This is a genomic window from Kangiella geojedonensis (genome assembly GCF_000981765.1).
Lineage (GTDB): Bacteria > Pseudomonadota > Gammaproteobacteria > Enterobacterales > Kangiellaceae > Kangiella > Kangiella geojedonensis.
The window spans coordinates 1103664-1122417 of record NZ_CP010975.1; the positions used below are offsets into that span (position 1 = coordinate 1103664).

Consider the following 18754-nt stretch of genomic DNA (forward strand, 5'->3'; position numbering starts at 1 on the left):
ATAGGTTTTGAAAAAGATACGGCCTTGGTAGAATACGTATAACTTTTGATTACTTGTTTATATTATGACCGTTAAAACTCGCTTTGCTCCAAGTCCTACCGGATATTTACACGTTGGTGGCGCTCGAACTGCGCTTTACAGCTGGTTATACGCAAAAAAGCACCAGGGAGACTTTGTCCTTCGAATCGAAGATACCGATCGTGAGCGTTCTACGGATGAATCTGTGGCCGCTATTTTCGAAGGTATGGAGTGGTTAATGCTTGGTCATGATGAAGGACCATTCTACCAAACACATCGTTTTGATCGTTATAAAGAACAGATTGAAGCCTTGTTGGAAGAGGGCAAAGCTTATCGTTGTTATTGCTCAAAAGAGCGTCTTGAAAAACTTCGTGAAGAGCAACAGGCGAACAAGCAAAACATTGGATACGATGGGCATTGTCGTAATTTGTCTGCTGATGAGCAGGATACGTCTAAGCCACACGTGATTCGTTTTAAGAACCCACTGGAAGGGAAGGTCGTTTTCAATGACTTAATCAAGGGTGAAATTGCTGTGAGTAATTCTGAGCTTGATGACCTAATTATTGCTCGTACCGATGGCACTCCGACTTATAATTTTACGGTTGTGGTGGATGATTTAGACATGGGAATTAGCCATGTTATCCGTGGTGATGACCATGTTAATAATACTCCGCGTCAAATCAATATGATTGAAGCTTTAGGCTCTGACGTGCCTAAGTACGCGCATGTTCCTATGATTTTAGGCGAAGATGGTAAACGCTTATCAAAACGACATGGTGCGGTAGGGGTCATGCAGTATCGTGACCAAGGTTATTTGCCTCAAGCCGTATTGAATTATTTAGTGCGTTTAGGTTGGTCTCATGGTGATCAAGAAGTGTTTTCTGTTGAGGAAATGATTGAGCATTTTGACTTGAAGGATGTAAACCGAGCACCCTCGGCATTCAACACTGAAAAACTCAACTGGCTGAATCAGCATTACATGAAATCCTTGCCTACAGAAGAAGTGATGAAACACCTTCAATGGCATCTTGGTCAAGCTGGATTAGACCTTACACAAGGTCCCGATATTGAAAAGCTGATACCTGCCATGGCTGAGAGGGTTAAAACTCTGAAAGAGTTAGTAGCCGCAGTTCACTACTTTTATGAAGACTATGAAGCGTTTGATGCCAAGGCTGCAAAAAAGCACTTGCGCCCAGTAGCTCGAGAGCCATTAGAGTTATCACAAAAAAAATTGTCTGAGCAGAATGATTGGTCAGCCGATAAACTTCACGAATTAGTCAGCGCAACCGCTGAAGAATTAGAACTTGGTATGGGCAAGGTTGGAATGCCATTGAGAGTAGCCGTCACTGGCTCCGGTATGTCACCAGACTTAGGTATTACGCTAGAGTGGATTGGCAAGGATCGTGTCTTGAAGCGTATAGATAAGGCGCTTGCATTTATTGCGGAAAGAGAAGCTCAAAGTTAAGCAGATCATTTATTGACATACATGAAACAAAAAAGCCTGCGGAGTGCAGGCTTTTTTATAAGCAAGAAGCTATTTTTCGACGCTTGTTTTCAAGCGAATGCTTTGTAAGGCTTTTAACACGTCTTTAGCATGAACGCCTTCTAAATCATCAACACCAGCGGTTAAGGTATACTTCATACCACCCGCATGGAAGTCGGCCGCCATCATTGAACGCCAGTTTGACAGAGGGAATACTTGGTAGCATTTGTTATTACTTTGACAAGTGTGGTGCGTGTAACCGCCTAGCTTATGTTTATCGGTAATTTCATTGTAGTGTCTTTTCTTAGTCTTTGATCCAGTACGGTAAAGAATCGTTACGCCGGCGAGATCTTTTTTACTTTTGTTGATGTTAAAGTTGGTTTTTTTATCTTTATAACCCGAAATAACCATGTGTACATCACGGTTTTTAATGGTGTAGCTGACGTAACCTTTGGGCATGATATTTTGCTTCAAATTCCAAGTTGACGGTATGGTCATAAAATTATTTGCGCCAATGTGGACGTCTTTATAAGTTTTGACTGGCTTTGCTGGAGGTGCTGGCTTTGTAGGAGCTGCCTGTTTTGGAGGTGTCGCACATGCCCAAAGTAGAAGCGAGCCGGCAAGAATGATACCAATGTTTTTTAAGCTAGATGTTGTCATTAATGTCACCTGAAATGTATAAAAGGTTGTTTCTAAACTTGATAATCTAAAAAATTATCATCGATACGACTTTTAAGCCCAGTGTTCGTCAAAAGCTTTATGGTCTGCTGCTTTAAAGCGACTACCGGGGGCTAAAATGTGCATTTGTAAGCCAAATAGCGATATATAGTCACCACTACCGGCTGTTCCCATGGATGAATACTGCAGGTTGCTAGGATCGATTAACGTCGCCGAACCATCGCCATAGACCTGTAATTCATCCTGAGGACTAATAAAAAGTGCTGAACCTTCATCAATTCCTACTCCGATGGTAAACGGGTTGTAGGAGAGGGCGGTTAATAATCGTCCCAGTCGACCAGGTTGCTCAAAATGGTAGTCGAGCATAAAGCGGTTGGTTAAACCTAATCCTGGAGCCATTGTGACGCCATCTTGCTTAGGCGTGATGGAGTCTTCACCACCGGCTATCATGTGCTCACTGAGTAAGGCTGCAGCGCCATAACTGCCCATAACATGAACCCCATCAGCATTAAGCTTACGAAGTTGTTTAGCTATTGGAGTGCCACCAATGAGCGTCGATATTTGAAGTGGTTTCTCACCAACAATCACAATCAGCTCTTTGTCCGACATTTGCTTAATCAGTTGCTCATTATTGGTATCTTGTCGTGTTCGAATATCGAGCTCTACACAAGATTCAAAACCATTGGCTAATAAGGTTTTTTCGATATTGTGTGCAATTTTTTCTTGCCCAACATTCAAAATAACAGCTGTTGCTGATGCGCTAAGACAGATACTTCGAACTTGCTCCGCAACTATGTCATGTAGCTGATGGCTACAACCGCCAATAGGGATAATGTACCCCCTATCAAATTTACCGCTACCTTGTGATGGCATCTATAAACTCCGTGGTTATTTTTATCCGCTACCAGTGCCAGCACTTGATAAGCGGCAATACTAACATCAACTTCTGCTGAAAAATGTGGCAGAGTTGGTGGTATGCGTAAAAAATGTTGACACTTAGCCAGTGACCATTATGAATTAAGTTTCATAAGCTAATGTTTTATATAGCATAATGAAATGTAAACTATTCTACACGTTATTAATTTTTAATAAGCTTGCGACTGAGTTTGGAGCTTTACTTCAAATTTTATAATTGGTTAAATGTCTGTCTTCTACGATAAAAGAGAATAGTAATGAAGACAAGTTATAAGTATTTGATGTTGGTAGCAGCTTTCGGCTTGACTGCCTGCCAGCAAGAGTCAGGCAATGAACAGCCTGAAGAGCAAAATGTGGTTGTTGAAAAGAAGGTTGAAACCAAAAAAGAAGAAAAGAAAGCCGTTCAACAAGTTCAGCCTGTTGATGAGCATTCATACGGCAACATCGATGAAGTTCAACTTCATCATTTGGATCTTGAACTAACGGTCAACTTTGATGCGAAAGCTTTAGAAGGCTTCGTGGATCTTACTTTTAAGCGCTTGAAAGACGATGTATCAGAGTTAGTACTGGATACTCGTGATATCACAATTGATAAAACTCAACAGTGGGTCAATGACTCATGGCAAGATACACCGTTTGACTTAGCTGATAAAGATCCAGACCTTGGCTCTAAGCTTAGCATCCAAATTAATGATTCTACTCAAAAAGTTCGTGTTTATTACAAAACACAACCGCAAGCGAGTGGCCTGCAGTGGTTAACACCAGAGCAAACAGCGGGCAAAAAGCACCCATTTGTTTACAGCCAAGCTCAAGCGATCCATGCTCGTAGTTTTATTCCTCTTCAGGACTCTCCAGCAGTACGTGTGACTTATAACGCTAACTTGAAAACACCGAAAGAACTATTGGCTCTGATGAGTGCTTTCAATGAGCCTGATACTGAACTGGATGGTGATTATCACTTTGAAATGCCGCAAGCGATTCCACCGTACCTCATTGCTTTAGGTGTGGGTAACCTTGAATTCAAGGCGATGAGTGACCGTACTGGTGTCTATGCTGAACCGAGCTTGCTCGATCCAGCTGTTGCTGAGTTTGATGATACCGAAAGAATGGTTCAGGTCACTGAAGAAATGTACGGCCCGTATCGTTGGGGACGTTATGACTTGTTAATTTTACCGCCTAGTTTCCCATACGGTGGTATGGAAAACCCTCGTTTGTCGTTCATCACTCCAACCGTAATCGCGGGTGATAAAAGTTTGGTTAACCTAATTGCGCACGAATTAGCACATTCATGGTCTGGTAACTTAGTTACTAACGCGACTTGGGAAGACTTTTGGTTAAACGAAGGCTTCACTAGCTACGTTGAAAACCGCATTATGGAAGAGTTGTTCGGCGAAAAACGTGCAACCATGGAGCGCGCTCTTTCTGTACAAGGATTGCATGAGGAAGTGAAAGCATTGCCAAAAGAATTTACGATTCTTAATGTTGATTTGAATGGTCGCGATCCTGATGATGCTTTCTCAGGTGTTCCTTACACTAAAGGACAAATGTTCCTGACGTATCTTGAGAAAAAGTTTGGACGTGAAGTGTTTGACGCTTTCTTAGTTGAATACTTCAACGCGCATGCATTCCAGAGTTTGACGACGAAAGAGTTTAAGAAGTATTTAAAAGCTAACTTGCTCGATAAGCATCCAGGTGTGGTGAGCATGGATGAAATCGAGACTTGGATTCATGAGCCAATGCTACCAGAGATGATGCCAAACCCAACCTCAGACGCCTTCACGACAATTGATGCCGAAACAAAAGCATGGTTGGCTGGTGAGAAGAGTTTAGCGGATCTAGAGTCAGGTGAGTGGACGGTGCATGAGTGGTTACACTTTATTAATAACTTGCCAGAAGACCTGTCACAAGAGCAGATGGTGCAACTGGATGAAGCCTTTAAGCTAACCGACTCAAGCAATAATGAGATCGCTCATGCATGGTTATTATTGTCGTTGAAGAGCAACTACGACGCGGTAATGCCTCGCTTAGAGACCTACTTGATATCAATCGGTCGTCGTAAGCTGATTGTGCCATTATACAAGCAGCTAATGGAAACGGACGAAGGCGCTACTTTTGCTAAACGCGTGTATAAAGTCGCTCGACCTGGTTACCATCCTTTAGCACAGGGTACTCTCGACGCAGTCGTCAAATAACCTGGTGTCATCATTAGAAAGGCTTTCTTCGGAAAGCCTTTTTTTATGCCATGTGTTTTGTTAAGCACTTGTGCTAACAATTTGTAACAACTGATGTAAATCACTTGCCTAATCAAATCCAATGATTAGTATTATAGCAATTAGCAATAAAGACCAAAGGGAATCACAATGAATAATAAATACACCAAAGCACTTATCGCTACGGCTGTTTCAAGTGTGTTTTTGCTGAGTGGATGTCAAAGTACCGATACTTCAGACACAGCTCAAGAGACTCACGCCTCAGAGACTTCAGAGTCATCAAACTTTTCAATCCCATATGAAAAATATACGTTAGACAATGGCCTGAAAGTGATCTTACATCAAGATAAATCAGATCCGATTGTCGCTATAGCAACGATATTCCACGTGGGTTCAAGTCGAGAAGAACCCGGTAAAACCGGCTTTGCACACTTTTTTGAACATATGGCGTTCAATAACTCTGAGAACGTTCCTCTAGGTGCTAACCGAAAAATGATTGGCGAGCTTGGCGGCACTCGAAACGGTGGCACATGGAATGACGGCACTATTTATTACGAAGTTGTGCCAAAAGACGCTTTTGAGAAGTTGTTGTGGATTGACTCTGATCGTATGGGGTACATGATTAATACCGTTACCAAGGATGCTTTAGAGCGTGAGAAGCAAGTGGTTAAGAATGAAAAGCGCCAACGAGTCGATAATCGACCTTACGGGCATACCGGAGGTGTCATTTCGAGTCATTTATACCCAGAGGATCATCCTTACAACTGGTCAGTAATCGGTAGTCTCGAGGATTTACAGAACGCTACTTTGGAAGATGTTAAGAAGTTCTACGCCAAGTACTACGGACCAAACAATGCAACTTTAGTTATTGCTGGTGATATTGATATTCAAGAAACTAAATCTTTAGTTGAGAAGTGGTTTGGTGAGATTGCTCAAGGCCAGCCTGTCGGTAGCATGGAACCTAGACCGGTCAGTTTAGACAAAACCATATCTTTGTCACATGAAGATAACTTTGCTAAGTTGCCAGAAATCCGCTTAACGTTCCCAACGGTTGAACAATACCACGAAGATTCTTATGCACTGGATGCGCTGGGAGAAATTCTATCGCAAGGCAAACGCGCGCCCCTGTATAAAGTTATTGTGGAGGATAAAAAGTTAGCGCCAGGTGCCAGCGCTTACAATAGTTCACGTGAAATAGCGGGTGAATTTACTATCCGTGTTAGAGCTAATGCAGGAACTGATCTTGATCAGGTAAAGTCTGCCATCGACGAGGCTTTAGGTAAATTTGAGGAAGAGGGCTTCTCGGAGAAAGACTTGCAACAAATTAAGGCTCGCCAAGAAACTCAGTTTTATAACGGTATTTCGAGCGTTTTGAATAAAGCGTTTAACTTAGCTTCTTATAATGAATATGCTGGCTCACCTGACTTTCTGCAAAAAGATATTGAGGCCATTAAAGCCGTAACCAAAAAAGATATTATTGATGCATACAATAAGTATATTAATGATAAGCACTATGTGATGACCAGCTTTGTACCTAAAGGGCAGTTAGAACTCGCCGTTGAAGGCTCAAAAGATGCAGGTGTTGTGGAAGAGAAGATTGTTCAAGGCGCAGAAAAAGAGATTGTGCTTAATGACAATGAAGACTTTCCACGAACTAAAACTAGCTTTCCACGAAATGAGCCACCCTTAGGTAAGACGCCGTTGCTAACTCCACCACAAGTTTGGGATGAAACCTTAAATAATGGTATGAGAGTGTTAGGGGTTGAGCACAACGAACTTCCTTTGGTGCAGTTCGCGTTGCGTATCGAGGGCGGTCACTACTTAGACAAGCTAGAGAAATCAGGCGTGGCGTACATCCTTTCTGAGTTGATGATGGAAGGTACAAAAAATAAGACACCAGAAGAACTCGAAGATGCGATTGGCTTATTAGGCGCTAGTATTTCTGTAAACGCTGGTGATGAAGATATTGTTATCACGTCTAATAGTCTCAAGCGTAATTACGCAGAAACCTTGTCGTTAGTAGAGGAAATTTTATTAGAGCCACGATTTGATAGCGACGAGTTTGAACGGATAAAAAAACGTTTACTCACTGGCTTAAAGCAACAAGAAGGCGACGCGCAGGCTATCGCTTCTCGAGTCAGTAAAAAGTTATTATATGGAGAGGACCATATCCTTGGTATACCGACTAGCGGAACTCTTGAAACCGTTTCGGCAATAACCTTAGACGATGTCAAAGATTATTATTATCAAAACATTTCACCAAGCCTAGCTGCATTCCATGTGGCTGGCGATATTGACCAGCAGGCGGTCGTCGATTCTTTACAGAAGTTAGAATCTGCTTGGAAAGCCCAAGACGTTACATGGCCCCAGTATCAAGTCAAAGCGATGGATAATGAGCCAGACCTATATTTTATTGATGTGCCTGATGCTAAACAGTCGGTGATTATGGCAGGGCAGTTAACGTTTCCTGGTGGCCACGGTGATTATAACAACTTGGTTTATGCCAATGATCGCTTAGGCGGTGGCTCTAGCGCTCGCTTGTTCCAGCTACTACGGATTCAAAAAGGCTATACGTACGGTGCTTATAGCTACGTATCTCGCCGTGAATCTATGAGCGCTTTGATGGCTCAAACCAATGTTAGAGCTAATGTGACGAAAGAGTCTTTGGATTTACTGTCTAATGAATTTGAGAAGTATGAGGACACGTTTACCCAAGAAGATTTTGAGACGACTAAAAATATTGTTATTAAACGACAAACGCGTGAGTTTGAGACTTTGGGTAGCTTGCTAGGCATGCTTGAGGATATTAGTCGTTTTGATTTGCCACTCAACTATTTAGAGAAAGAACAGGAAGAGCTGGCTAGTTTAAGCCTCGAGGATTTCAAAAATACGATTAACCAGTATATGGATCCGAAGCAGATGGACTACCTTGTTGTTGGTGATGCTGAAACACAGCTTGAGCGCTTAAGGGAGCTTGATTTTGACACCCTGATTCAGCTCGATATCAATGGCAACCCCGTCAGTAAATAATAGAACGAAGGAGATATTATGGCCTTTCTAGAGCCTCTTGATAAAAATTTACATCCTGAATTAGCTGCTGATTTCGCAATTTTTGAGGAAATCCTTGGCTTTGTTCCCAATAGTTTACTGACCATGCAGCGCCGACCTGAGATCGTGAAGGGATTCGGCGTGTTGACCAAAGCAGTGATGTCACCCAATGGTGAAGTCGACTTAGGCTTTAAGCGTTTACTGGCGCACTTTGCTAGTCGCGCGGCTGGCTGTCAGTATTGTGAAGCCCACTCACTGGTGGCTGCCAAAATTCATGGTATCAGCGACGAAAAGTTAGAAGCCATTTGGGAGTATCAGACGAGCGAGCTGTATACTGAGGGAGAGCGCGTAGCGTTAGACTATGCCTTAGCTGCCGGCTCAGTGCCCAATGCTGTTGATCAGCCTTTGATGGAGCGTATGAAACAGCACTGGACTGAGGATCAGATCGTAGAAATCCTAGGAGCTATTTGTTTGTATGGATTTCTTAACCGCTGGAACGACTCAATGGCGACAGAGCTAGAAGATGTGCCAACATCTGTTGGCGAGAAACTGTTGTCACAAGGTGGGTGGGACGGCAAACGTCACAAGTAAGCATCTACTGATAAACAACTCCTTTATGTTCAATTTGGCCTCCATCACGACGTTTTTTTGGGTCGTGGTGGGTCCAATGAATTACGCCTCCACGTTCATTCCATTCATATTGCCCCGTAATCGACACCATATCGCCTTCCCCTAAATCTTTTACTCGTGGTGCTAGATCAATGTTGTGAGCGATCAAAACCGTTATGCCTGTGTCGAGTTCTATGATGAACCTTTGGTGACGTGGCTTATGAATATCGTCACTGAGCAGTCGTGAGACCTTGGCAGTAACTCTGACCATCTCCCCAGAAACTCGTCGTTCGAAATAGTCGTGTACGGTAGCATGCGCTGTGTTTGTAGTCTGTGCTTCTATGGAAGGGATAGAGGTACTCTTATCTTCAGTACTTTCTAAGTAGAAATAAGCCAGCGCGAGTAAGATAAGAATGATGGTGGAGAGGGTATTTGTTTTTGTGTTTTTCATTATTTAATCGGTTAACCAATAAGTCATAATAATCCGATTATGCTAAAACCTTTTAGGATTTGGTAGCCTCAAATGTTTAGGATGTGTTAAATGTGATGCTATATGCTTGAATTTTTTCGTTAAATAAGTAACTATTTAAAGGCAGGAGGCTGAGCACATTCAGTCGTATAAACAAAATGAGGTAATAATAATGGCGGGAAAATTCGTAATCTCAAAGGGTAATGATGGTAAAAGCTATTTTGTATTAAAAGCTGGTAATGGAGAAGTAATCTTGCAAAGTCAGGGTTATTCGTCTCAGTCTGCTTGCGAGAATGGCATCGAGTCAGTACGTAAAAATTCACAAGATGATGGCCGATTTGAAAAGAAAACAGCTAAAGACGGCCGCTTCTACTTTGGATTGAATGCTTCTAATGGCCAGCAGATTGGTAAAAGCCAAATGTATAAGTCTGAAAGCGGTCGCAACAATGGTATCAGCTCTGTTGCACGAAATGCTCCAGACGCGAAAGTCGTTGAAGAGTAATCGTTTCATATAAAAAAAGCCCCGATTTGTCGGGGCTTTTTTTATGCTAGCTTATTAGTGGTTGTTGCCACTTTTAGACGTTAAATAGTCCATAACTGCAAATAACAAACCAGAAATGACGAAAACACCGTGGATTAATAGTTTCCACTGTACAATCTCTAAGCTGATAGTGGCGTCGTTATCAAGCTGCATATAAGTTCTGAGTAAGTCGATACCTGAAATCGCTACGATAGAACTAATAAGCTTCACTTTTAACGTGGAAAAGCCAACTTTGCCCATCCAGCCGGGCTTGTCCTCATGATCCGCCACGTCAATTTTAGAAACAAAGCTTTCATATCCACTAAAAATAATAATAATCAGTAGGTTAGCGAGTAAGGTCATATCAACCAAAGCCAAGATGCCTAAGATTGTGTCGGTTTCGCTCAAAGAGCCTAGGTGTGTGAGTAAGTGCCATAGTTCTTTGGCGAAGCCACCAAGTAACACAACTATTGAGAGTATGAGTCCTACAAAGAATGGAGCCAATATCCAACGGCTACTAAAAATTCCAGCTTCGAAAGCGTGTTCCACTTTTTTCATGGTAAATCCTGCATCAAAAAATAATAACTGGCTGTATTGTAATCTAATGGTTCTAGCTGTAAATATGTTTGCCAAGATTGTTGTAACAGAGCGTAACAGATCATAAAAGTGTCGCATTAATGTCACAGGAGGTTTTTGCCGACCAACTATTATCTGCCTAAATGTCACAAGTCTTGAGAACAAGCACTATAGGAAGTCATTATGGGCAGCAAAAAATTGTATATCTTTCGTCATGGTAAGTCTGACTGGAAAGCCAAGTTTAAAAATGATCATGAGCGGCCCTTAGCCGAGCGAGGTATTGAGGCGGCTAAAAATATGGGCGCACACTTACACAAGGTTGGTCAGTCACCGGAGACCGTGATTAGTTCGAGCGCAAAGAGAGCGATGGATACTGCGTTATTAGCTATGGAGTTTGGACAGTGGCAGAGCACTATGACCAGTACACGTGATTTATATCTATCGAGTGTTGAAGAAGCTATTGAGTTGATTCAAACCATCGAGTCTGATGACAAACGAATTATGCTAGTGTCACATGAGCCACTTTGTTCATCACTGGTCTCGGAATTAACGATGGGCGGGCATGTTAAGTTTCCTACAGCCAGCGTTGCGCGTATTGATTTCAAGGTTAGCTCATGGGCTGAAGTCGATAGTGATAAAGGGCAACTGGCGTGGTTATTAACGCCGAAGAGTGTGATTGGAGGCTAGTGTATGATGCTGTGCTTGAGCTCATCAGCAATATAGAGTGTTGTCAGTAATTTTATAAGTTTCGTCGCTTGAACTCCTTTCAAATGCCCTCATTAATAGCCATAATAGAGGTAACAAAGCCATAAACCGGCCCTTATTAGCTAGTTATGAGTAACGACCACAATTTTGATGAAGAAAAAGACCATGGGTTAGCGGTAGCTGAAGCAAAACCTAAGCTCAAAAAACCGCCAATGTACAAGGTCATGATTTTAAACGACGATTACACACCGATGGACTTCGTTATTGAAGTATTGCGCAAGTTTTTTTCTATGGATCAAGAAAAAGCAACTCGTGTTATGCTCCAAGTACACAACGAAGGGCAGGGCGTGTGTGGTCTTTATACGCCAGATATAGCCGAAACAAAAGTTGTCCAAGTCAACGAGTTCTCACGGTCAAACGAGCATCCATTACTGTGTGTGATGGAACCAGAAGACGAATAGGCTTATAGTGGTAGAGAAACCTATAAGGTTTCTAAGAAGAGGTTATTATGCTTGATAAAGAATTAGAGCAGTCACTCAATAAAGCTTTCCATCGGGCCCGTGAGTACCGTCACGAGTTTATAACGATTGAGCATTTAATGTTAGCGCTTTTGGATAACAAAGACGCTGTTGAAGTATTAAAAGCGTGCTCAGTAGAGCTGTCTAAACTACGAGAAGAACTAGAAAACTTTATCGGTAAAACCACTCCACAGTTTTCAGAAGATGATGAAGACTACGAGATCCAGCCTACCATTGGTTTCCAGCGTGTGTTACAGCGGGCTGTGTTCCATGTACAGTCTTCCGGTAAGGAGTCTGTCAGCGGTGCCAATGTGTTGGTTGCTATGTTTAGCGAACCTGAGTCCCAAGCTGTATATCTCTTATCGCAACAAGACGTGTCGCGTTTAGATGTGGTGAATTTCATTTCTCATGGTGCGCCAGAGGATGACGATTTTGAAACGTCTGAAATTGAAGATGATGTGCAACCAGAAGAAGCTCCCGAAGCGAAACCTTTAGACCAATATGCCATCGATCTCAATAAGATGGCGGAAGAGGGTAAAATCGATCCCTTGATCGGGCGAACTCATGAAGTTGAACGAGTGGTGCAAATTTTATGCCGTCGCCGTAAAAACAATCCCCTTTTGGTGGGTGATGCCGGGGTGGGTAAAACTGCTATCGCTGAAGGTTTGGCAAAAAGAATTGTGGACGGTGAGGTACCTGATGTTATTGCCGATGCGGTGGTTCATTCCTTAGACTTGGGAGTACTGTTAGCGGGTACCAAGTATCGCGGCGACTTTGAGAAGCGTCTAAAAGCTGTTTTAGCACAGCTAAAGAAAGAACCACACGCTATTCTGTTCATTGATGAAATCCATACTATTATCGGCGCAGGTGCGGCTTCCGGCGGTACCATGGACGCTTCTAACTTGATTAAGCCAGTTTTGGCTAATGGTGAATTACGCTGCATTGGCTCGACAACTTTCCAAGAATACCGAGGAATTTTTGAAAAAGACCATGCCTTGGCACGTCGCTTCCAAAAAGTCGATATTAATGAACCCACGATCTCTGAAACTGTCTCGATTTTGGAAGGTTTAAAGGATCGTTATGAGCAGCACCATAATGTTAAATATACTAACTCAGCGTTGAAAACGGCTGCTGAGTTGTCAGCAAAATATATTAATGATCGCCAATTGCCAGATAAAGCCATTGATGTGATTGATGAAGCCGGTGCAAGACAGCGGATTCAGCCGGAAGAGAATCGTAAAAGTATTATAGAGTCGACCGATATTGAGCATGTTATTGCTAAAATCGCGCGCATCCCAGAAAAAACAGTCTCTTCCTCAGATAAGAAATTACTGAAGAACCTAGATCGAAACCTTAAAATGGTGGTGTTTGGGCAGGATAAAGCGATTGATACGCTATCAGAAGCGATTAAGTTGTCTCGAGCTGGTTTAGGTCAAGAAAATCGACCTGTAGGCTCTTTCTTGTTTGCTGGTCCAACGGGTGTAGGTAAAACTGAAGTCACTAAGCAGTTGGCCAAATCGATGGGCGTTGAGCTGATTCGTTTTGATATGTCTGAATACATGGAGCGTCATACTGTCTCAAGACTCATCGGTGCGCCTCCAGGCTATGTCGGCTACGACAAAGGAGGCTTGCTCACTGAAGCCGTGAATAAAAGCCCTCATGCGGTCGTACTGTTAGACGAGATTGAGAAAGCGCACCCTGATGTCTTTAACCTGTTATTGCAAGTTATGGACCATGGTACTTTGACAGATAATAATGGTCGTAAAGCTGACTTCCGAAATGTCGTTTTGGTTATGACCAGTAATGCTGGAGCTCAGGATTTAGTAAAACAGTCTATTGGCTTCAAAGAGCAAGATATTTCACGTAACAGTGAAGAGGCAATTAACAAAACGTTTTCTCCTGAATTTAGGAACCGCCTTGACGCTACCGTATGGTTTAATTCGCTACCTCAGAAGGTTATCTTGTCTATCGTTGATAAGTTCTTAACGGAAGTACAAGGTCAGCTTGATGCAAAGCAAGTGAACTTGCATGTGGATGATGAAGCTAGAGAGTGGTTAGCTAAGCATGGTTATGATATCAATATGGGCGCGCGTCCTATGTCACGACTAATCAGCGACAAGGTTAGAAAGCCATTAGCTAACGAGGTCTTATTTGGAGAGTTGGTTGATGGTGGTGATGTGTATATTGGCCTTAAAAATGGTGAGCTTGATATGCGAGTGGAACCATTAAGAAAGCGTATTACTCAGAGCGAAACTTAAGTTGATACTTTAGAGTAAAATGGAAAAAGAAAAAGGCGATGGTTTACATCGCCTTTTTTGTGTCCTGTCGCTATTAGAGGTTAACCAGAAACACCAATATAGCGTTATCTTGTCAATTAACGTGCACGGAAGGTAATTCTACCTTTTGATAAATCATAAGGACTGATTTCAACGGTCACTTTATCACCCGTCAAAATACGGATGTAGTTCTTGCGCATTTTGCCTGAAATGTGTGCTGTAACGATATGACCATTCTCAAGCTCTACTCGAAACATAGTGTTCGGTAGGGTTTCAAGAACCTTACCTTCTAACTCAATTACGTCTTCTTTTGCCATTCGGCCTCTCTCTCCTGTACGGTTTAATTAACAAGATGTCTAAAAATTGGGCGTATAATGCACTATTTGGCGCATAATCGCAAAAAATTTTACCATTTTTTGATTAATCTAAGCTTAACCAACGCTTATTCCTAAAGACTTCAGCCGGGCGGTACTTTATCTTGTAATCCATCTTCTGACACCCTTGGACATAATAGCCTAAATAACAATAAGGTAGCTGCATTTTCTGGCAGTATTCAATGGTTTTTAAAATGACAAAAACCCCTAGGCTTTTATAGTCAGGTGATGTGTCAAAAAATGAGTAAACCGCGGATAGACCATCATCAAGCACATCGAGGCATATAACAGCGATAAGTTTGCCGTTATCTCGGACTCTCAATAAAGCGGTATCACACCACTCAGAAAACAAAAAATCGGAGTATTGTCGCTTGCTTGGAGGGTACATGTCGCCGTCTTTGTGGCGGGTGCTAATGTACTTTTCGTAAAGCTGGTAGTCTTCTTCAAAGCAATCTGCTGACTCTAACGATACTTCATAAGAGTTGTTATGGTTAAGTACTCGTCGCTGACTTCTGCTTGGTTTGAAGTCATCAACTACAACACGATAAGCCCAACACGCTGAGCATCCAGTGCAGTGAGGACGATAAACGTGCTCGCCACTGCGTCGAAAACCTTGGCGACTTAACTCCGAGTACAAGTCGTTATTCAGCAAAAGACTTGGATCGGCGAATACAGAGACTGCAATTCGATCGTCTAAGTAACCGCAAGCATGCTCTGGCCCTTTGAAAAGGCGAATATGCTGTGTAACTTTTTCTTTCTGACTCATAGGTTTAGGTTACTACCGTTAGAAATGGTTTGCTAGTTTAATCAGACCATCGGTCTAATGTTTTAGTCTGCCATAAATAACTCGGCTGTTCCCAACTTATGTGCTCTTCAAGCAACAGCAAAAAGTCATCCCTGCTCATATCAACCGCGCCCATACTGTAAAGGTGAGGGTTGCCCACTTGGCTGTCGAGCAAAATAAAGTCATTTTTTTTAAGGTAATGAGTAAGGTAAATGAGAGCGAACTTTGATGCATTCCTGGCTCGACTGAACATGGATTCACCAAAGAAAAACCTACCAATGCTCACCCCATAAAGTCCGCCAACTAACTCTTGAGCATTCCAAACCTCTATGGAGTGGGCTATCCCTAGTTGATGCAGTTTTAAATATGCCGTCTTCATTTCTGGCAAAATCCAAGTTTCAGCCTCTTTTGCTCGAGGAGCCGCACAGCCATCAATAACGTCTTTAAAAGCTCGGTTGATGGTGACTTGGTAAGTTGATTTTCTTAACTCTCGCTTCATAGAACGGGAAACGTGGACGCCATCAAGTAAAAATACACAACGTGGATCGGGGGACCACCATAAAATAGGCTCGCCTTCACAGTACCACGGGAAAATGCCATTCCTATAAGCTTCTATTAACCGTGTTTCAGATAAGTCACCACCCACCGCTAACAAGCCATTTGGACTGTCTTGTGCCAAGCTGGCGTGAGGGAACTTTGGTGATTTATCCAATAAAAATATATCGTGACTCATGAAGTCTGGTATTGGGTCTTTTCATTATCTTACTATAATAGCTGTAGAATAAAATACATTAGAGTGCCTGTTTGGAATATTTCCTTTCACTTTATACGCCACTTGTTATTGACCTATCGCCTGACTGTAGGATAATGAGTTTGATTAAAGGAACTTTAGAGTGTTTTAATGAATATTATTCTTAAGTTGAGACAAAAAATATTTGGCCCAACTAAACTTCAGCCGTCAGAAAATCCTTATATTGAAGATGGCAAACTGTATTGTAATTACTTCGCAACAACCCCCAATTGGGGCGATAGTATCAATCTTTATTTGTTAAGTAAGCTATCAAAAAAAGAGGTTGTAGCATGCGCGCCGGAAGAGAGGCAGCACGTTCTTGCTGTCGGTAGTATTCTCAGGATGGCAAACCATAATAGTATCGTTTGGGGTTCAGGGTTTATTTCTAAAAAAGGTAATATTAAGTATAAGCCTTTGAAGGTTTGCGCGGTGCGTGGTCCTTTAACGAGAGAGCTACTATTGAACCATAAAATCGAGACACCTGAGATCTATGGTGACCCAGCGCTTTTAATGCCAAGGTTTTATTTTCCGAAAGTTGATAAAAAGTATGCCTTAGGTATCGTCCCGCATTACAGAGATAAAAATAGCTTGCTGGTTAAAGAGCTTGCAGCAAACGGTGTGAAAGTTCTTGATATCGGTAAGGATGATGAAGCATTTATTGATGAGTTACTTGAGTGTGAGCATGTTATATCGTCATCTTTACATGGGTTAATCGCTTCTGATGCATATGGCATACCAAGTCACTGGATCACTTTATCCGATAAATTGACTGGCGGCGGTTTTAAATTTCATGATTACTACAGTTCGATTAAGCACCCGATATATAAACCAACTTCAGAAAATAAGTTATCGACTATGAGTGTAGAGGATATCATTAGGCTGTGTACTCTGAAAAAAGTAGATCTTGATTTAGATGCGCTAGTATCTGCGTTTCCTTTTAAGAGTTAAGATACGCTTACTATATCACCCCAACGACTGGTGTAATGAGGAGAGCGAGCGTTAGCACGCATTGCCCAGCGTTTGTCAAAGCCAAGACTGCCAAACTTGATAGCATCTTGTCCAAACTTTGCGTTGATAGAGTCCAAGCTTTCCATTAACTCAGGGCGCTGACGTGTCTGGTCGAAAATATCGCTTTGATACCCTTTGCTTGGCTCAAGTCCTAAGAGCATGACACCAGCTTTTTTATAGGTTTGACTGGAGTCATAAACTCTTTTAAGTCCCAGCTCAATAGCTTGCAAAAAAAGACTCGTATCATCACTAGGCTCAGTTAGCGACAAAGTAACCTGAGGGTGATTTCCGTCACGAGTGTGCAAAAAGAATTGAATACTGTTCGCTAGCGACGATTGCTTACGTAGCTTTTCGCAGCATCTAGTTGCATGATATGACAGTGCTTCTTTAAGGTCTGAGCGGCTGGAAATTGCGGTGCCAAAGGAACGGGAGTTTAAGATCGACTGCTTGGGCTTCGGTTGCTCGTTGAAGCTAAGGCATGGCTGTCCGCGCAACTCGAGAATTGTGCGTTCCATATTGACAGAAAACATTCGCTGCAATGTTTTATAGTCACAATTATGTAAGTCCCATGCCGTAAAAATCCCCTGCAACTTCAACTTTCGGGATAAACGACGTCCAACGCCCCATATGTTTTCTACGGCAAGGTTCTCTAAGGCCCACTGACGATTTCTGGTGCTGCATAGATTCACCACTCCGTGAGTAGACTGTTTATGCTTCTTGGCGTAATGGTTTGCTACCTTGGCTAGAGTTTTTGTCGGGCCTAAACCGACGCAAATAGGCAGTGACAACCACTCCCAGACCGTGTTTTTTAGCTTGAGGCAGTGCTCATCAAGATCGCCATTAAAGCCTTCAAACAAGAGGAAGGACTCATCGACAGAGTAGGGCGAAACCTTATCAGTGAATTGTTGTAGAACCCAGTTGAAGCGCTGTGAAATATCGCCATAAAGGCCATAGTTTGAAGAGAACCACTCAATGTTATGGCGCTTAAGGAGAGACTTTATTTCAAAATAAGGTGTTCCGATTTTTATACCTAGTGATTTTGAAAAGCTACACATTGCAATAGCGCAACCGTCATTATTACTGAGCACAACCACCGGCTTGTCTCGTAAATCAGGACGAAAAAGTCGCTCACAGGCAACGTAAAAGCTATTAACATCGCATAGTGCGTAGACAGGGCCTTGATTCGTTGCCATTAACGAAGACTCCTCGCAAGTCCTGTAACCACTCCCCAAATAACCAGCTCATGCTCTCCCGTGATCTCAATATCTGGATAATTAGCGTTTTCTGCTTTTAATTTCAGCGTGCCCTGAGATTTTAGTCGCTTTACGGTGAACTCATTGTCTAATAGGGCTACCACAATATCATTATCTTTCGCAGAAACAGAGCGATCGACAACCAATATATCATTTTGGAATATGCCTGCCTCAATCATGGAGTCGCCTTCGACGCGAGCGAAAAATGTGGTGGCTGGGTGCTTTATAAGGAGTTGATCTAAGCTAAGGGTATCCTCCATGTGCTCATCAACCACACCAGGGAAACCTGCTGAAATACGCCCAGAATAAAGGGGGACCTCAGAATAACTGCCTTGTGGTTTAAGGATAGATACTTTGCTCATGAAATTATGACGCTTTCTTAATAATAGGGTTAAGTTATAAAAGTTACGGTATTCAGGTTGTATTAAAGAGTACCAATAATCTAATTATAACAGACGAAAATGAGTTATTTATATTAAAATAATCTAAATTAAAGACTTCCAAACTGTTCGAATATGCA

General features: G+C 42.3%; 18 protein-coding genes. 9 read left to right on the top strand and 9 right to left on the bottom strand.

Going from position 1 to position 18754, the window contains the following annotated elements; all coding sequences use genetic code 11:
- The first annotated feature begins 64 nt into the window (after window positions 1-64).
- A complete protein-coding gene (gene gltX, locus TQ33_RS04900) occupies window positions 65-1483 on the top strand; it encodes a glutamate--tRNA ligase (RefSeq protein WP_046561062.1) in 1419 nt (472 codons plus the stop codon).
- A gap of 69 nt (window positions 1484-1552) precedes the next feature.
- On the opposite strand, the gene TQ33_RS04905 is transcribed toward gltX, so the two are convergent.
- Both TQ33_RS04905 and TQ33_RS04910 read right to left on the bottom strand, forming a co-directional pair.
- Window positions 1553-2161 (bottom strand): hypothetical protein, encoded by a 609-nt coding sequence (locus tag TQ33_RS04905; RefSeq protein WP_046561063.1) that lies wholly within the window; start codon window positions 2159-2161, stop codon window positions 1553-1555.
- A 72-nt stretch (window positions 2162-2233) separates the two neighbouring features.
- Window positions 2234-3052, bottom strand: a complete 819-nt coding sequence (locus TQ33_RS04910; protein WP_046561064.1) for a cyanophycinase — start codon at window positions 3050-3052, stop codon at window positions 2234-2236.
- A gap of 299 nt (window positions 3053-3351) precedes the next feature.
- Here TQ33_RS04910 and TQ33_RS04915 point away from each other — a divergent pair, with 299 nt between their 5' ends.
- The 3 genes from TQ33_RS04915 (at window position 3352) to TQ33_RS04925 (ending at window position 8943) form a co-directional block, all read left to right on the top strand.
- Window positions 3352-5286 (top strand): M1 family metallopeptidase, encoded by a 1935-nt coding sequence (locus TQ33_RS04915; RefSeq protein WP_046561065.1) that lies wholly within the window; start codon window positions 3352-3354, stop codon window positions 5284-5286.
- 168 nt (window positions 5287-5454) lie between these two features.
- A complete protein-coding gene (locus TQ33_RS04920) occupies window positions 5455-8334 on the top strand; it encodes a M16 family metallopeptidase (RefSeq protein ID WP_046561066.1) in 2880 nt (959 codons plus the stop codon).
- Window positions 8335-8352: 18 nt separating this feature from the next.
- On the top strand, window positions 8353-8943 hold the full coding sequence (locus tag TQ33_RS04925) for a carboxymuconolactone decarboxylase family protein (RefSeq protein WP_046561067.1): 591 nt from the start codon (window positions 8353-8355) through the stop codon (window positions 8941-8943).
- Window positions 8944-8947: 4 nt separating this feature from the next.
- On the opposite strand, the gene TQ33_RS04930 is transcribed toward TQ33_RS04925, so the two are convergent.
- Window positions 8948-9412, bottom strand: coding sequence for a DUF3465 domain-containing protein (locus TQ33_RS04930; protein ID WP_046561068.1), 465 nt, complete (start codon window positions 9410-9412; stop codon window positions 8948-8950).
- 190 nt (window positions 9413-9602) lie between these two features.
- On the opposite strand from TQ33_RS04930, the gene TQ33_RS04935 reads away from it, so the two are divergent.
- Entirely contained in the window at window positions 9603-9932 is a 330-nt protein-coding gene (locus TQ33_RS04935; protein WP_046561069.1) for a YegP family protein, read from the top strand.
- 54 nt (window positions 9933-9986) lie between these two features.
- On the opposite strand, the gene TQ33_RS04940 is transcribed toward TQ33_RS04935, so the two are convergent.
- A complete protein-coding gene (locus TQ33_RS04940; RefSeq protein WP_046561070.1) occupies window positions 9987-10508 on the bottom strand; it encodes a TIGR00645 family protein in 522 nt (173 codons plus the stop codon).
- Window positions 10509-10709: 201 nt separating this feature from the next.
- On the opposite strand from TQ33_RS04940, the gene TQ33_RS04945 reads away from it, so the two are divergent.
- The 3 genes from TQ33_RS04945 (at window position 10710) to clpA (ending at window position 14007) form a co-directional block, all read left to right on the top strand.
- Window positions 10710-11213 (top strand): SixA phosphatase family protein, encoded by a 504-nt coding sequence (locus TQ33_RS04945; RefSeq protein WP_046561071.1) that lies wholly within the window; start codon window positions 10710-10712, stop codon window positions 11211-11213.
- A 146-nt stretch (window positions 11214-11359) separates the two neighbouring features.
- A complete protein-coding gene (clpS, locus tag TQ33_RS04950) occupies window positions 11360-11692 on the top strand; it encodes an ATP-dependent Clp protease adapter ClpS (protein ID WP_046561072.1) in 333 nt (110 codons plus the stop codon).
- Window positions 11693-11739: 47 nt separating this feature from the next.
- Window positions 11740-14007 (top strand): ATP-dependent Clp protease ATP-binding subunit ClpA, encoded by a 2268-nt coding sequence (gene clpA, locus TQ33_RS04955; protein WP_046561073.1) that lies wholly within the window; start codon window positions 11740-11742, stop codon window positions 14005-14007.
- A 116-nt stretch (window positions 14008-14123) separates the two neighbouring features.
- Here the strand turns inward: clpA and infA are convergent, their stop codons facing one another.
- The 3 genes from infA to aat form a co-directional block, all read right to left on the bottom strand.
- Window positions 14124-14342: a translation initiation factor IF-1 gene (infA, locus tag TQ33_RS04960; protein WP_046561074.1), complete on the bottom strand. Its 219-nt coding sequence runs from the start codon at window positions 14340-14342 to the stop codon at window positions 14124-14126.
- Window positions 14343-14445: 103 nt separating this feature from the next.
- A complete protein-coding gene (locus tag TQ33_RS04965; RefSeq protein ID WP_046561075.1) occupies window positions 14446-15165 on the bottom strand; it encodes an arginyltransferase in 720 nt (239 codons plus the stop codon).
- A gap of 37 nt (window positions 15166-15202) precedes the next feature.
- Window positions 15203-15916, bottom strand: coding sequence for a leucyl/phenylalanyl-tRNA--protein transferase (aat, locus tag TQ33_RS04970; RefSeq protein ID WP_046561076.1), 714 nt, complete (start codon window positions 15914-15916; stop codon window positions 15203-15205).
- A 168-nt stretch (window positions 15917-16084) separates the two neighbouring features.
- Here aat and TQ33_RS04975 point away from each other — a divergent pair, with 168 nt between their 5' ends.
- Entirely contained in the window at window positions 16085-16921 is an 837-nt protein-coding gene (locus TQ33_RS04975; protein WP_052735208.1) for a polysaccharide pyruvyl transferase family protein, read from the top strand.
- Here the strand turns inward: TQ33_RS04975 and TQ33_RS04980 are convergent.
- Both TQ33_RS04980 and TQ33_RS04985 read right to left on the bottom strand, forming a co-directional pair.
- Window positions 16918-18174, bottom strand: coding sequence for a Y-family DNA polymerase (locus TQ33_RS04980; protein ID WP_046561077.1), 1257 nt, complete (start codon window positions 18172-18174; stop codon window positions 16918-16920). The genes TQ33_RS04975 and TQ33_RS04980 overlap by 4 nt on opposite strands.
- Entirely contained in the window at window positions 18174-18596 is a 423-nt protein-coding gene (locus TQ33_RS04985; protein ID WP_046561078.1) for a LexA family protein, read from the bottom strand. Before TQ33_RS04985 ends, TQ33_RS04980 begins: the two co-directional genes overlap by 1 nt.
- Window positions 18597-18754: the final 158 nt, after the last annotated feature.

Bases quoted from the DNA above. Each gene is read 5' to 3' on its own strand.
- TQ33_RS04935 (WP_046561069.1), top strand. From the start codon at position 9,603: ATGGCGGGAAAATTCGTAATCTCAAAGGGTAATGATGGTAAAAGCTAT.
- clpA (WP_046561073.1), top strand. From the start codon at position 11,740: ATGCTTGATAAAGAATTAGAGCAGTCACTCAATAAAGCTTTCCATCGG.
- TQ33_RS04910 (WP_046561064.1), bottom strand. From the start codon at position 3,052: ATGCCATCACAAGGTAGCGGTAAATTTGATAGGGGGTACATTATCCCT.
- TQ33_RS04940 (WP_046561070.1), bottom strand. From the start codon at position 10,508: ATGAAAAAAGTGGAACACGCTTTCGAAGCTGGAATTTTTAGTAGCCGT.
- TQ33_RS04965 (WP_046561075.1), bottom strand. From the start codon at position 15,165: ATGAGTCAGAAAGAAAAAGTTACACAGCATATTCGCCTTTTCAAAGGG.
- infA (WP_046561074.1), bottom strand. From the start codon at position 14,342: ATGGCAAAAGAAGACGTAATTGAGTTAGAAGGTAAGGTTCTTGAAACC.
- TQ33_RS04905 (WP_046561063.1), bottom strand. From the start codon at position 2,161: ATGACAACATCTAGCTTAAAAAACATTGGTATCATTCTTGCCGGCTCG.
- aat (WP_046561076.1), bottom strand. From the start codon at position 15,916: ATGAGTCACGATATATTTTTATTGGATAAATCACCAAAGTTCCCTCAC.
- TQ33_RS04945 (WP_046561071.1), top strand. From the start codon at position 10,710: ATGGGCAGCAAAAAATTGTATATCTTTCGTCATGGTAAGTCTGACTGG.
- TQ33_RS04925 (WP_046561067.1), top strand. From the start codon at position 8,353: ATGGCCTTTCTAGAGCCTCTTGATAAAAATTTACATCCTGAATTAGCT.
- TQ33_RS04930 (WP_046561068.1), bottom strand. From the start codon at position 9,412: ATGAAAAACACAAAAACAAATACCCTCTCCACCATCATTCTTATCTTA.
- clpS (WP_046561072.1), top strand. From the start codon at position 11,360: ATGAGTAACGACCACAATTTTGATGAAGAAAAAGACCATGGGTTAGCG.
- TQ33_RS04985 (WP_046561078.1), bottom strand. From the start codon at position 18,596: ATGAGCAAAGTATCTATCCTTAAACCACAAGGCAGTTATTCTGAGGTC.
- TQ33_RS04920 (WP_046561066.1), top strand. From the start codon at position 5,455: ATGAATAATAAATACACCAAAGCACTTATCGCTACGGCTGTTTCAAGT.
- gltX (WP_046561062.1), top strand. From the start codon at position 65: ATGACCGTTAAAACTCGCTTTGCTCCAAGTCCTACCGGATATTTACAC.
- TQ33_RS04980 (WP_046561077.1), bottom strand. From the start codon at position 18,174: ATGGCAACGAATCAAGGCCCTGTCTACGCACTATGCGATGTTAATAGC.
- TQ33_RS04975 (WP_052735208.1), top strand. From the start codon at position 16,085: ATGAATATTATTCTTAAGTTGAGACAAAAAATATTTGGCCCAACTAAA.
- TQ33_RS04915 (WP_046561065.1), top strand. From the start codon at position 3,352: ATGAAGACAAGTTATAAGTATTTGATGTTGGTAGCAGCTTTCGGCTTG.